This window comes from Pseudomonas sp. AN-1, from assembly GCF_034057115.1.
Lineage (GTDB): Bacteria > Pseudomonadota > Gammaproteobacteria > Pseudomonadales > Pseudomonadaceae > Geopseudomonas.
Genome location: NZ_CP139195.1, coordinates 3,616,093 through 3,630,719, shown reverse-complemented (window position 1 = coordinate 3,630,719; position 14,627 = coordinate 3,616,093). Strand labels below are relative to the sequence as shown.

Below are 14,627 nucleotides of genomic sequence, written 5' to 3'. Positions count from 1 at the left end.
TGCCGGGCGGGGCCTCGTGCCGTTCAGCGGCCGATCAGAGGCTGAGCAGCCACAGGCTTATGCCGGGGAACAGCGTCAGCAGGACGATGCGCAGGATGTCCGAGGTGATGAAGGGCACCACGCCCCTGGCGGTTTCGGTCAGCGCCACGTTGCCGGCGGCGCGCTGGACGATGAACAGGTTCATCCCCAGCGGCGGCGTCACCAGGCCGATCTCCACCACCATCAGGGCGAGGATGCCGAACCAGATCGACTTCTCGGAAGGATCCAGGCCGAAGAAGTCCAGGCCCATGATCACCGGGTAGAAGATCGGGATGGTCAGCAGGATCATCGCCAGCGAGTCCATCACGCAGCCGAGCAGCAGGTAGAGGATGAGGATCGCCGCCAGTACCAGCATCGGTGCCAGACCGCTGTTCTTCACCCACTCGGCCAGCTCGTTGGGCATCTGGGTCAGCGCCAGGCCCGAGTTGAGCAGATCGGCGCCGAGCAGCACGAGGAAGATCATCGCGGTGGTCTCGGCAGTGCCGAGCAGGCTGGTGCGGATGCCTTCCCAGCGCATGCCGCCCTGGATCACCGCGAGGATGCCGCAGGCCGCGGCGCCGATGGAGGCCGCCTCGGTGGGGTTGGACCAGCCGCCGTAGATGCCGACGATCACCACGATGAACACGCCGACCACCGGCAGCACGCCGATCGTGGCCTTGATCCGCTCGCTGGCGGTGGCCTTGCGCTGCTCGTTGGCATGGCCGCCTTCACGGGCGACCATGATGCGCAGCACGATCATGTAGCCGATCACCGCGAGGATGCCGGGGATCACCGCCGCGACGAACAGCTTGGCGATGGACTCCTGGGTCAGCACGGCGTAGATGATCAGCGGCACCGACGGCGGGATGAGGATGCCCAGGGTGCCGCCGGCGGCCACGGTGGCGGTGGCCAGGCGGCCGGAGTAGTTGTAGCGGCGCAGCTCGGGCAGGGCCACGTGGCTCATGGTCGCCGCGGTGGCCAGCGAGGAGCCGCAGATGGCGCCGAAGCCGGCGCAGGCGCCGATGGCCGACATGCCCAGACCGCCCTTCCAGTGGCCGATGAAGGCCGCGGCGCAGCGGAAGATGGCGCGCGACAGGCCGCCGTGGGTGGCGAACTGGCCCATCAGCACGAACAGCGGGATCACCGCCAGGTCGTAGTTGGACAGGCGCGAGTAGGCCAGGTTGTTGAGGGTGAACAGCAGCGAGGACAGGTCGCCGTCGTTGACCGCCCAGAAGCAGGCGGCGCCGCCGATCAGCATGGTGATGCCGATGTGCACGCGCAGGGCCAGCAGGGTCAGGGTGATGGCCAGGGCGATCAGGCCGAGACTCAGACCGCTCATGGACGACCTCCGGACAGACAGACGGAAACCCGGTAGGCGCTGGCCAGTGCCAGCAGGATCAGGCTGGGCACGATCAGCCCCAGCGGGATCCACATCGGGATCGACAGCAGGGTGGACACGTCGCCGTACTCCAGGTTGTCGCGCAGCTGCAGCGCGGTGCGCCAGGCCAGGATCAGCGCCCCGCTCATGCACAGCAGATGGGCCACGGCATCCAGCAGGCGCTGGGCGCCGGCGGGCAGCTTCATGGTGAAGGTATCGACCTTGATGTGGGTGGCGCGCACCTCGCACAGCGGCAGGAAGGCGGCGATGGCGATGGACGCACCGATCTCCATCAGCTCGATGTCGCCGCGGATCGGCGTGTTGAACAGCTTGCGGCCGATGATCGACACCAGCGACATGTTGATCAGCGCCAGCAGCACCACGCCGCCGGCAAGTGCGAAAGCTTGGCAGGCCAGATAAAGAACGCGGCCCAGAGGGCCGCGTTGCAGTTCCAGGCCGCCTTCGAGGGAAAGCGACTCAGCCATGATGGATTACCGGGCCTGGGCCTGAACCTGGGCCTGAGCCGCGGCGATCTCGCGCACGCCCTTGAGCATGGCGTCGCCGTCGACGCCCTTGGCGGCGACTTCCTTCACCCAGTTCTGCGCCACCGGCTCGGCGGCCTTCTGCATGGCCGCGTAGTTCTCGGCGCTGATGTTGACGATCTGCTCGGCCGGGGTGGCCTTGACCGCGCCTTCCATGTGCTTGTCCCAGACGTTGCTGATCATGTCGTTGAGCGCCGGGCCGCTGTTGCGCTCGATGACCTCTTGCAGGTCCTTGGGCAGGCTGGCGAACTTCTTCTCGTTCATCAGCATGGTCAGCACGGTGCTGGTCAGCGACGGCGAGCCGGCCGGCGGCTCGCTGTGGAAGCTGGTCACTTCGTCGACCTTGACGTCGCGGATGGTGCTCCAGGTGAACAGCACGCCGTCGATCACGCCCTTGGACAGCGACTCGGTCATCTGCGGCGGCGGCATGCTCACCGGCGCGGCGCCGAGCGACTCGACCAGCAATGCCGAGGCGCGGTGCGAGGCGCGCAGCTTCATGCCCTTGAGGTCGTCGAGGCTGGTGATCGCCTTGCTGCGGGTGTGGAAGCCCATGCCACCGTCGCCGTGCATGGCCAGCACCTTGTAGCCCTTGAAGTCGTCCTTGGCGTACTGCTCGTAGAACTTCCAGATGATCGGGTCGCTGTTGCGCGCACCGTAGGGCATCAGGAACGGCTGCTCGACCGCCTCGATGCGCGGGAACTTGCCGGGCGAGTAGGACGGTGCGGTCCAGACGATGTCGGCCACGCCGTTGCGCACCATGTCGGCCAGCTTGGCCGGGGTGCCACCGAGCTGCATGGACGGATAGATCTGGCACTCGAGTCGACCGGCGGACTCCTCCTTCAGCTTGGCGCACCAGGGCTCGAACATCTCGCGCTGCTGGTAGGAGGTGGAAGGCAGGAAGTGGCCGAACTTGAGGGTATAGGTCTCGGCGGCCTGGGCGGAGGCGGCGCAAGCGAAGGCGGTGACCAGTGCGGCCAGCTTGAGGCGTTTCATGTGATGCTCCCGAATTATTCTTGTATCGGCTTGTAGGGCTCTGAGGCTCTGATCAGCACGCGGCAGCGCGGGGCGGATAGCGAGCCCTTGTCGCCGAGCATACCCAAAAAGAGACACAGATCAACAAGCAAAAAGTCTATTTCGGTATCCCTTGCCGACATGCGCAGGCCTCGCAGCACCCCGCACAAACCGCATGACCAGCCACATTACCGCATGAAACCTGCATTCCAGAGCCATCGCAGGAAACAAGAGCAGATTCACGAGCAGCCGGCAAACGATACAAAAATCATGAAAACCACCTCCGCACCTGAACAAATATTCTGAGCCCGGCCCCTCCTCCCCTGCGGCGAAACGCCCGTCCCCTCCGCCCGCGGCCCCGCGGCAGGATTTTTCCGAAAGTGTGGCGGGCATCGAGGAGCGGCGGGCCGCCATCGCGCAGAATCCGCAACCCGGTGCAGGAGCGCATCGACTCCTGAGCATTGCATGGACGCTACATGGACGCACGAGGAATGGGCGCCGCCTCTCCGGCGCTCGATACGGGCCTGGCCTGCCTGGTCATGCTCGCCCGCTTTCACAACCTGGCCGCCTCGCCCGAGCAGCTGGCCCACGAGTTCGCCGAGGACGGCCGCGCCTTCGGCCGGGCTGAGCTGCTGCTGGCGGCCAGGAAACTGGGCCTCAAGGCCAAGACCGCACGCAGCCGGGTCGGGCGCCTCGCCCATACCCCGCTGCCCGCCATCGCGCTCGACAACGACGGGCGCTTCTTCATCATCGCGCGCATCGACGACGGCAAGGCGCTGATCCACGCCCCGCAGGCCCAGCGCCCCGAGGTGCTGGACTTCGCGGAACTCGAGGCGCGCTGGAGCGGCGAGCTGGTCCTGCTCCGCTCCGAGGCGTCGCTGGCCGGCGAGCTGGCGAAGTTCGACTTCACCTGGTTCATCCCGTCTATCGTCAAATACCGCAAACTGCTCGGCGAAGTGCTGCTGGTGTCCTTCGTCCTGCAGATCTTCGCGCTGCTCACGCCGCTGTTCTTCCAGGTGGTGATGGACAAGGTGCTGGTGCATCGTGGCCTCAGCACCCTGGACGTGATCGCCATCGGCCTGCTCGGCATCATGCTGTTCGAGACGCTGCTCAGCGGCCTGCGCAGCTACGTGTTCGCCCACACCGCGAGCCGCATCGACGTCGAGCTGGGATCGCGGCTGTTCCGCCATCTGGTCAGCCTGCCGCTGGCCTGGTTCCAGGCGCGCCGGGTCGGCGATTCGGTGGCGCGGGTGCGCGAGCTGGAGAACATCCGCAGCTTCCTCACCGGCAACGCCATCACCCTGCTCCTCGACGTGCTGTTCTCGGTGGTGTTCATCGCCGTGATGTTCCACTACAGCGGCTGGCTGACCCTGGTGGTGGTCCTCTCGCTGCCGCTGTACTTCCTCATTTCCCTGCTCGTCACCCCGCTGCTGCGCGCCCGCCTGCAGGAGAGCTTCAACCGCGGAGCGGAGAACCAGGCCTTCCTGGTCGAGACGGTCAACGGCATCGACACCCTCAAGGCGATGGCGGTGGAACCGCAGATCGGCCGCAAGTGGGACAACCAGCTCGCCGGCTACGTGGCAGCCAGCTTCAAGACCCAGACCCTGTCGACCATCGCCAACGAGAGCGTCGGCCTGGTCGGCAAGCTGGTGACCGTCGCCACCCTCTGGCTGGGCGCGCGCCTGGTGATCGACGGCGACCTCACGGTGGGCCAACTGATCGCCTTCAACATGCTCGCCGGACGCGTCGCCCAGCCGATCATGCGCCTGGCCCAGCTGTGGACCAGCTTCCAGCAGACCGGGGTGTCGGTGCAGCGTCTCGGCGACATCCTCAACACGCGTACCGAGCTGTCCCAGGCCACGCGCAGCGCCCTGCCGCCGCTCAAGGGCGAGATCGAGTTCGACCAGGTGCACTTCCGCTACCGCCCGGACGGCTCGGAGATCCTGCGCGGCATCGGCCTGCACATCCGTCCCGGCGAGGTGATCGGCGTGGTCGGCCGCTCCGGCTCCGGCAAGAGCACCCTTACCCGCCTGCTGCAACGCCTCTACGTGCCCGAGCGCGGGCGCGTGCTGGTCGACGGCATGGACCTGGCGCTGGCCGACGTCTCCTCGCTGCGCCGGCAGATCGGCGTGGTGCTGCAGGACAACATGCTGTTCGCCCGCAGCATCCGCGAGAACATCGCCCTGACCGACCCCGGCGCGCCCATCGAGGCGGTGATCCAGGCCGCCCGCCTGGCCGGCGCCCACGAGTTCATCCTCGAACTGCCGGAAGGCTACGACACCGTGGTCGGCGAGCACGGCGCCTCGCTGTCCGGCGGCCAGCGCCAGCGCATCGCCATCGCCCGCGCGCTGATGGGCAATCCGCGCATCCTGATCTTCGACGAGGCCACCAGCGCACTGGACTACGAGTCGGAGCGGATCATCCAGCAGAACATGAAGGCCATCTGCCAGGGACGCACGGTGATCATCATCGCCCACCGGCTGTCCGCCGTGCGCGACGCCAACCGCATCCTGGTCATGGACCGCGGGCAGATCGTCGAGCAGGGCAGCCATGCCGAACTGCTGACCCACCAGGCCGGCCACTACTCGCGGCTGTACCGCCTGCAACAGGGGGACGCCGCATGAGCCAGCCATCCGCCACCCGCGCCTTGCTGCGCCGCTACCGCAGCGTCTGGCGCCACGCCTGGCGCCACCGCAAGGAGATGGACGCACCGCAGCGCCTGAGCCATGAAGTGCAGTTCCTGCCCGCCGCCCTGGCCCTGCAGGAGCAGCCGGTGCACCCGGCGCCGCGCTACATCCAGTGGGCGATCATGGCCTTCGCCGCCCTGGCCCTGCTGTGGGCCTGTCTCGGCGAAATCGACGTGGTCGCCACCGCCAGCGGCAAGATCGTGCCCAGCGGCAAGAGCAAGGTCATCCAGCCCAGCGAGGTCGCGGTAGTCAAGGCCATCCACGTGCGCGATGGCCAGGCGGTGAAGGCCGGCGAACTGCTGGTCGAGCTGGATGCGCAGATCACCGGCGCCGACGTCGAGCGACTGAAGAATGACCTGCTGGCCGCTCAGGTCGACAGCGCCCGCGCCGGCGCCCTGCTGGATGCGATCCAGAATCGCCGCGAGCCGCCGTCGCTGGCCGAGCGCCTGGCGCAGGCCAGCGCCGAGCAGCAACTGGCCGCCCAGCGCTGGCTGCAGGGCCAGTACCTGGAGCTGCGCAGCACCCTCGCCCAGGTCGAGGCGGAGATCGAGCAGCGCTCCGCGGAAATCCGCGCCGCCCAGGCCAGCGTGGCCTCCCAGCAGAAAACCCTGCCGATCACCCGCGAGCTGGCGGCGGACTACCACAACCTGCTGGAGCGCAAGTTCATCTCCAAGCATGCCTGGCTGGAGAAGGAGCAGCAGCGCCTCGACCAGGAGCGCGAACTGGCGGTCCAGCAGGTGCGCATCGCCGAGCTGAACGCGGCGCGAAAGGCCGCCGAGAGCCGCCATGCCGGCGTTCTCGCCCAGACCCGCCGCGCCATGCTCGATCTGCAGCACGAATCCGAACAGCGCGCCGCGGCGCTGACCCAGGAACTGAAAAAGGCCGAACAGCGCAACCGCCTGATGGCCCTCACCGCCCCGGTGGACGGCACCGTCCAGCAACTGGCCATCCACACCCAGGGCGGCGTGGTCACCGAGGCCCAGCCGTTGATGGTCATCGTGCCCAGCGACGCGCCGGTGGAAGTGGAGGCCATGCTGGAGAACAAGGACATAGGCTTCGTCCGCCCGGGGCAGGAGGTCGAGATCAAAGTCGAGACCTTCACCTTTACCAAGTACGGGGTGGTGCACGGCGTGGTGACCAGCATCTCCAACGACGCCATCGAGGACGAAAGGCTCGGACTGGTGTACAGCGCGCGGATTCGGCTCGAGGAGAACCGGCTTCGCGTGGGGGATCGGGATATTGCGCTGTCGCCGGGGATGGCGGTGCGGGCGGAGGTCAAGACCGACAAGAGAAAGGTGATCGACTACTTCCTGAGTCCGCTCAAGAAATATCAGAACGAGAGCTTGATCGAAAGGTAGCCCCACCCAGCAAACCAGCAAGACAGCCCTGAATATCCGGCACAAATGAAATCACTGACAACCACGAAGAACATACATCCATCATCCGCACTGCATGTCTGTCTTGTTCAAAAACAGCATGAACATGGATTTTTGAATCCATCGAACATACCACGACCTGCAGAGCAAATCCCGGAACACCCCTGAATCAGAGCTTACCAACCAGCCATTCACACTCAAGAAATTTCATCCCTCTGAGACTATGGGCATGGCGCAGAAAACACCTTGGCGAACCTTACGACAGAGCGCTTACTTTCTAATTGGCCTGACAGTACCTGCCAGCTATCTTGCCTGGAAAACCCAAGCAGCCGAGAGTTTGACAGCCGGCGCTCACTCGCCGCAAAGGGGTCTTGACCAACACGCCCAGAACTATTTCATTGGGGATCTTGGAGGAATGAAGGTCCATATCCCGAAATACTGCGCAGAGCATGTTGAATACGATGCAGACCCGGGCTTTGGCGAACGCCGGAAAGGACCTGAACCAGAGCGCACCGTCGACTCAAGGCTACGCAGCTTTGGAATTGACGCGCGTTTTCCAGAAATGGAATGCAAGCAGAGCAAGGCAATGCAGGAGGATTACCGTCATCAGTTTTTGAACCAGAACAACAACTGGGTCAGCATCGGCATAAATGCCGGCGAAATATATCCTGGCGCAGAGGCTGCGAACAGGCATGCAGGATATGTCACGCGCAGCATTGAAAAGCCAACCGAGTTCTGGTTCGAGAACTACGAACGAATTCCTGAATTGATCTATGGGCTGGATGCTTACGTAGTGAAGGGCATCGATCCCTACTCTGGCAGTCCAGCCAGGGAAAGCGAAAAAACCAACGACAAATTCTTCAGTTACGACAAGTCTGGTGCTGCCGACACATACATCTCGTGCAGCAAGACAAATGTATCTGGCGGCGTATCAACCTGCGCCATGAAATTCAGCATGGAGCCGACCGCCAAAGCCCTCGTCAACATTCGTTTTGCCAGATCACTACTTCCACAATGGCGCAACATCCGGCAGTCGACCATTGACCTGCTAACGAGCTTTGCCACCCCAAAAGAGGACCTTGATCGATCAGCCAGACAGAATTCAAACAGGAATTGACTCCACACTTACACGAATAGAAGGAACTGGACCATGCCACAAGCAGTAACGAGTACCCAACTCAACAACCTTCAACAATCCGTTCAATCCGGCGGGGTAGGTGCCGCCGCGCAAGCATATGGCAACCTCTATGCGCAAGGATACAACTATGCCGGCTGGGCAGGAGGCGTTGCCACAGGAGACACCATCAGCGGACAGGCCGCCTTGAGCTATCTGCAAGGAACAGCCATGATGGGCATGGGCGGTGACCAGTGCCGAAATCTGACTCAGCAGCAGATCGACAAGATCCGCACCGACATGGCAAATCAGACTTTGGAAAAATACAAAGAGATTGCCAGAGACAATGGCGGCATCCTTGATCGCGACTTGACATACCAAGAGACAAAAGATATCCACGACAAGGTCTTTCGGGAAAACTCCCTGAGCCTTGACAACTGGACTCTGAATACCCCCATGGAACTCATCCGCGAAAAGTATGGAGACCAAGCGGTTGAGAACCTGTGGAAACAAATACGCGATACTGGCGGAGATGGTGCCGACGCAGCAATGATCAACTCCATCTTGCTGACATTCATGAAGGGTGCGCAGGACTCGCAAAACCCCGAAACACGACAGAAGGCCGATTCATGGCTGGATCAATTCGATGAACTCTCCGAATGGTGGGACGTAATCAGCGATTTCGTCTCCACAAACTTCACTTCTGCCCTGAACTTCATCCAACGCAGCGACCCTCTAACCCTTGATGTTGACGGCGATGGCATCGAAACTGTCTCTGCAAACTCAGGCATCACCTTCGACTTCGACGGCGACGGCCTGAAAACCGGCACCGGCTGGATCAAGGGTGACGACGCCCTGCTGGTTCGCGACCTCGACGGCAACGGCCGGATCGACAACGGCAGCGAGCTGTTCGGCGTCGACACCATCAAGCGCGACGGCAGCAAGGCCAGGGACGGCTTCGACGCCCTGCGCGAACTGGACAGCAACGCCGACGGCGTGTTCGACGCCCAGGACGAGCACTTCGCCAGCGTACGGGTCTGGCAGGATCGCAACCAGGATGGCGTATCCCAGAGCAACGAACTGAAGACGCTGAACGAGCACGGCATCGCCTCCATCAGTCTCGGCTCGACGGCCGCCAGCCAGAACTCCAACGGCAACCTGATCAGCGCGACCGGCAGCTACACCCGCAACGATGGCACGCAAGGCTCGCTGGCCAATCTGGACTTGGCAGCCAACGCCTTCTATCGCCAGTTCACCGACCGCATCGCCCTCGACGACACCGCGAAAGCCCTGCCCAACATGCAAGGTTCCGGCGCCGTACGCGACCTGCGCGAAGCCAGCATGCTCAACGCCGGCCTAAAATCCGTCCTTGGCGAATACGGCGCGGCCGAAACGCGTCAGGAACAGCTCGCGCTGCTCGATCGGCTGATTGCCGAATGGGCGGGTAGTTCGGGCTATCGGACCTTCGACCAGCGGGTCAGCGATCTCGGCACCGATGCCTACAAGGTCGAATTCGCCTACTCCTGGGAAAAGCCGACTGCCAGCTTTGCCGTAGGCAGCACCAGCGGCGGCAGCGGAAGTGGCGGCTCGATAGCCATCACCGAAGGATTGACGTCCACAGGACCCACGGCAGCGCAACTCGAGAAGGCGGCGCTGCTGGAGAAGATCAAGTTCCTGGAGGTTTTCAACGCCCAGAACTTCTTCAACTTCACTCGGCCCGCCAGTACCAGCGACAACGACGGCCTCAGGTTCAGCGCCAGCATCTCCAGCGGAAGCATGAACGGCGGCAGCGTCGGCGGGAGCATCAGCATCGCCGGACAGACCTTCTACATCACCGAGCAAGACATCTCCATCAATGCCGGGCAGGCAGCGCTCATCAATCAGGCCTATGCCGCCCTGCGCGAATCCATCTATCAAGGACTTCTGCTGCAGACCCGCCTCGAGCCATACATCAAGGAGATTTCGCTCGACCTCGGCGAGAACGGCTTCACCTTCGACTTCAGCGGCATTCTTGCAAAGCTGGAAGAAACTCGCGCAAGCGACCCGGTCAAGGCGACCGTCGACCTGTTCGAGTTGAGCAAGGAAAAATTTGCCGGCGTCAGCGTTGCCATCCACGAATCGGCCCTGATCGGCGAGTGGATACAGCAACTCACCTCCGCGCAAATCGAAGAACTCAAGGCTCAATTCGGTCCTGAAAGCCGGGTCGTGATCGATACGGCGAATGCTGGAAGCCTGCAAGGCGGCAACGGCACCGACTTCCTGCTCGGGATCGGCGGCAACGACACCCTGCGCGGCGGCGAAGGCAACGACTATCTGGACGGCGGCGCCGGCAACGACTCCCTGCAGGGCGGCAACGGTAACGACCTGCTGCTCGGCGGCGAGGGCAACGACTACCTCTACGGCGAGAACGGCAACGACGTCCTCGACGGCGGCGCCGGCAACGACTACCTCAGCGGCGGCGCCGGCTCCGACGTCTACCGCTTCGCCCGCGGCTGGGGGCAGGACACCATCAGCGACTACGACACCAGCGCCGGCAAGCTCGACGCCATCGAGTTCGCCGCCGACATCGCCCCGGACGACATCCGCATCACCCGCTCCGGCGACAGCCTGGTGCTCTCGCTGGCCGGCAGCACCGACCGGGTCACCGTCTCCAGCTACTTCCACCAGGACGCCAGCGGTCCCTACAAGGTCGAGGAGATCCGCTTCGCCGACGGCACCGCCTGGTCGGTCGAGCAGGTCAAGGTCATGGCCCTGCAGAGCACCGACGGCAACGACACCCTCTACGGCTACGCCAGCGACGATGCCATCGCCGGCGGTCTGGGCAACGACACCCTCTACGGCCGCGCCGGCAACGACGCCCTCGACGGCGCAGCCGGCGACGACCGCCTCTACGGCGAGGACGGCAACGACGCGCTGAGCGGCGGCGCCGGCAACGACTCCCTGCAGGGCGGCAACGGCAACGACCTGCTGCTCGGCGGCGAGGGCAACGACTACCTCTACGGCGAGAACGGCAACGACGTCCTCGACGGCGGCGCCGGCAACGACTACCTCAGCGGCGGCGCCGGCTCCGACGTCTACCGCTTCGCCCGCGGCTGGGGGCAGGACACCATCAGCGACTACGACACCAGCGCCGGCAAGCTCGACGCCATCGAGTTCGCCGACGACATCGCCCCGGACGACATCCGCATCACCCGCTCCGGCGACAGCCTGGTGCTCTCGCTGGCCGGCAGCACCGACCGGGTCACCGTCTCCAGCTACTTCCACCAGGACGCCAGCGGCCCCTACAAGGTCGAGGAGATCCGCTTCGCCGACGGCACCGCCTGGTCGGTCGAGCAGGTCAAGGTCATGGCCCTGCAGAGCACCGACGGCAACGACACCCTCTACGGCTACGCCAGCGACGATGCCATCGCCGGCGGTCTGGGCAACGACACCCTCTACGGCCGCGCCGGCAACGACGCCCTCGACGGCGCAGCCGGCGACGACCGCCTCTACGGCGAGGACGGCAACGACGCGCTGAGCGGCGGCGCCGGCAACGACTCCCTGCAGGGCGGCAACGGCAACGACCTGCTGCTCGGCGGCGAGGGCAACGACTACCTCTACGGCGAGAACGGCAACGACGTCCTCGACGGCGGCGCCGGCAACGACTACCTCAGCGGCGGCGCCGGCTCCGACGTCTACCGCTTCGCCCGCGGCTGGGGGCAGGACACCATCAGCGACTACGACACCAGCGCCGGCAAGCTCGACGCCATCGAGTTCGCCGACGACATCGCCCCGGACGACATCCGCATCACCCGCTCCGGCGACAGCCTGGTGCTCTCGCTGGCCGGCAGCACCGACCGGGTCACCGTCTCCAGCTACTTCCACCAGGACGCCAGCGGCCCCTACAAGGTCGAGGAGATCCGCTTCGCCGACGGCACCGCCTGGTCGGTCGAGCAGGTCAAGGTCATGGCCCTGCAGAGCACCGACGGCAACGACACCCTCTACGGCTACGCCAGCGACGATGCCATCGCCGGCGGTCTGGGCAACGACACCCTCTACGGCCGCGCCGGCAACGACGCCCTCGACGGCGCAGCCGGCGACGACCGCCTCTACGGCGAGGACGGCAACGACGCGCTGAGCGGCGGCGCCGGCAACGACTCCCTGCAGGGCGGCAACGGCAACGACCTGCTGCTCGGCGGCGAGGGCAACGACTACCTCTACGGCGAGAACGGCAACGACGTCCTCGACGGCGGCGCCGGCAACGACTACCTCAGCGGCGGCGCCGGCTCCGACGTCTACCGCTTCGCCCGCGGCTGGGGGCAGGACACCATCAGCGACTACGACACCAGCGCCGGCAAGCTCGACGCCATCGAGTTCGCCGCCGACATCGCCCCGGACGACATCCGCATCACCCGCTCCGGCGACAGCCTGGTGCTCTCGCTGGCCGGCAGCACCGACCGGGTCACCGTCTCCAGCTACTTCCACCAGGACGCCAGCGGTCCCTACAAGGTCGAGGAGATCCGCTTCGCCGACGGCACCGCCTGGTCGGTCGAGCAGGTCAAGGTCATGGCCCTGCAGAGCACCGACGGCAACGACACCCTCTACGGCTACGCCAGCGACGATGCCATCGCCGGCGGTCTGGGCAACGACACCCTCTACGGCCGCGCCGGCAACGACGCCCTCGACGGCGCAGCCGGCGACGACCGCCTCTACGGCGAGGACGGCAACGACGCGCTGAGCGGCGGCGCCGGCAACGACTCCCTGCAGGGCGGCAACGGCAACGACCTGCTGCTCGGCGGCGAGGGCAACGACTACCTCTACGGCGAGAACGGCAACGACGTCCTCGACGGCGGCGCCGGCAACGACTACCTCAGCGGCGGCGCCGGCTCCGACGTCTACCGCTTCGCCCGCGGCTGGGGGCAGGACACCATCAGCGACTACGACACCAGCGCCGGCAAGCTCGACGCCATCGAGTTCGCCGCCGACATCGCCCCGGACGACATCCGCATCACCCGCTCCGGCGACAGCCTGGTGCTCTCGCTGGCCGGCAGCACCGACCGGGTCACCGTCTCCAGCTACTTCCACCAGGACGCCAGCGGTCCCTACAAGGTCGAGGAGATCCGCTTCGCCGACGGCACCGCCTGGTCGGTCGAGCAGGTCAAGGTCATGGCCCTGCAGAGCACCGACGGCAACGACACCCTCTACGGCTACGCCAGCGACGATGCCATCGCCGGCGGTCTGGGCAACGACACCCTCTACGGCCGCGCCGGCAACGACGCCCTCGACGGCGCAGCCGGCGACGACCGCCTCTACGGCGAGGACGGCAACGACGCGCTGAGCGGCGGCGCCGGCAACGACTCCCTGCAGGGCGGCAACGGCAACGACCTGCTCCTCGGCGGCGAGGGCAACGACTACCTCTACGGCGAGAACGGCAACGACGTCCTCGACGGCGGCGCCGGCAACGACTACCTCAGCGGCGGCGCCGGCTCCGACGTCTACCGCTTCGCCCGCGGCTGGGGGCAGGACACCATCAGCGACTACGACACCAGCGCCGGCAAGCTCGACGCCATCGAGTTCGCCGCCGACATCGCCCCAGACGACATCCGCATCACCCGCTCCGGCGACAGCCTGGTGCTCTCGCTGGCCGGCAGCACCGACCGGGTCACCGTCTCCAGCTACTTCCACCAGGACGCCAGCGGCCCCTACAAGGTCGAGGAGATCCGCTTCGCCGACGGCACCGCCTGGTCGGTCGAGCAGGTCAAGGTCATGGCCCTGCAGAGCACCGACGGCAACGACACCCTCTACGGCTACGCCAGCGACGATGCCATCGCCGGCGGTCTGGGCAACGACACCCTCTACGGCCGCGCCGGCAACGACGCCCTCGACGGCGCAGCCGGCGACGACCGCCTCTACGGCGAGGACGGCAACGACGCGCTGAGCGGCGGCGCCGGCAACGACTCCCTGCAGGGCGGCAACGGCAACGACCTGCTCCTCGGCGGCGAGGGCAACGACTACCTCTACGGCGAGAACGGCAACGACGTCCTCGACGGCGGTGCCGGCAACGACTACCTCAGCGGCGGCGCCGGCTCCGACACCTACCTGTTCTGCAAGGGCGCGGGCCAGGACACCGTCTACAACTACGACACCAGCCCGGACAGCCTGGATACCCTGCTGTTCGGCGGTGACGTGGGCGTGGAGGACATCTGGTTCCGCCGCAGCGGCTCGAACCTGGAGGTGAGCATCATCGGCTCAGGCGACAAGGCCACCATCAGCAACTGGTACTCGGGCGGCAGCTACCACCTGGACCAGTTCAAGACCGCCGATGGCAAGACCCTGCTGGAAGGCCAGGTGCAGAGCCTGGTCGACGCCATGGCCGCCTTCGGCGTACCGGCCGGCAGCGAGGGCAACCTCGGTGCCGAGCAGAAGCTTCAGCTGGAGACGGTGATCGCCGCCAACTGGCAGTGATCGTTCCGATCTGAACAGCGGCCGGGGCATTCGCTGCGAATGCCCCGGCCGTTCCGT

8 protein-coding genes are annotated in these 14,627 nt (G+C 65.5%); 4 read left to right on the top strand and 4 right to left on the bottom strand.

The annotated features are described in order from the left end of the window. Positions 1-34: 34 nt before the first annotated feature. From SK095_RS17160 to SK095_RS17150, 3 genes are read right to left on the bottom strand one after another with little or no spacing between them, the layout of a single operon-like run. Entirely contained in the window at positions 35-1,357 is a 1,323-nt protein-coding gene (locus SK095_RS17160) for a TRAP transporter large permease (RefSeq protein ID WP_201485736.1), read from the bottom strand. After that, a complete protein-coding gene (locus SK095_RS17155; RefSeq protein WP_201485735.1) occupies positions 1,354-1,881 on the bottom strand; it encodes a TRAP transporter small permease in 528 nt (175 codons plus the stop codon). Before SK095_RS17155 ends, SK095_RS17160 begins: the two co-directional genes overlap by 4 nt. Before the next feature lie 6 nt (positions 1,882-1,887). Further along, complete coding sequence (locus SK095_RS17150; protein WP_201485734.1) at positions 1,888-2,931, bottom strand: TRAP transporter substrate-binding protein; 1,044 nt, start codon at positions 2,929-2,931, stop codon at positions 1,888-1,890. Positions 2,932-3,425: 494 nt separating this feature from the next. On the opposite strand from SK095_RS17150, the gene SK095_RS17145 reads away from it, so the two are divergent. The 3 genes from SK095_RS17145 to SK095_RS17135 all read left to right on the top strand — a co-directional run bounded on the left by SK095_RS17145 (position 3,426) and on the right by SK095_RS17135 (position 8,129). After that, positions 3,426-5,573: a type I secretion system permease/ATPase gene (locus tag SK095_RS17145; RefSeq protein WP_320546941.1), complete on the top strand. Its 2,148-nt coding sequence runs from the start codon at positions 3,426-3,428 to the stop codon at positions 5,571-5,573. Continuing rightward, on the top strand, positions 5,570-6,994 hold the full coding sequence (locus SK095_RS17140) for an HlyD family type I secretion periplasmic adaptor subunit (RefSeq protein WP_320546940.1): 1,425 nt from the start codon (positions 5,570-5,572) through the stop codon (positions 6,992-6,994). Before SK095_RS17145 ends, SK095_RS17140 begins: the two co-directional genes overlap by 4 nt. A gap of 247 nt (positions 6,995-7,241) precedes the next feature. Then, a complete protein-coding gene (locus SK095_RS17135) occupies positions 7,242-8,129 on the top strand; it encodes a hypothetical protein (protein WP_320546939.1) in 888 nt (295 codons plus the stop codon). Here SK095_RS17135 and SK095_RS17130 read toward each other — a convergent pair. Continuing rightward, a complete protein-coding gene (locus SK095_RS17130; RefSeq protein ID WP_320546938.1) occupies positions 8,115-8,525 on the bottom strand; it encodes a hypothetical protein in 411 nt (136 codons plus the stop codon). The genes SK095_RS17135 and SK095_RS17130 overlap by 15 nt on opposite strands. 150 nt (positions 8,526-8,675) lie before the next feature. Here SK095_RS17130 and SK095_RS17125 point away from each other — a divergent pair, with 150 nt between their 5' ends. Further along, positions 8,676-14,570, top strand: coding sequence for a calcium-binding protein (locus tag SK095_RS17125; RefSeq protein WP_320546937.1), 5,895 nt, complete (start codon positions 8,676-8,678; stop codon positions 14,568-14,570). Positions 14,571-14,627 lie beyond the last annotated feature (57 nt).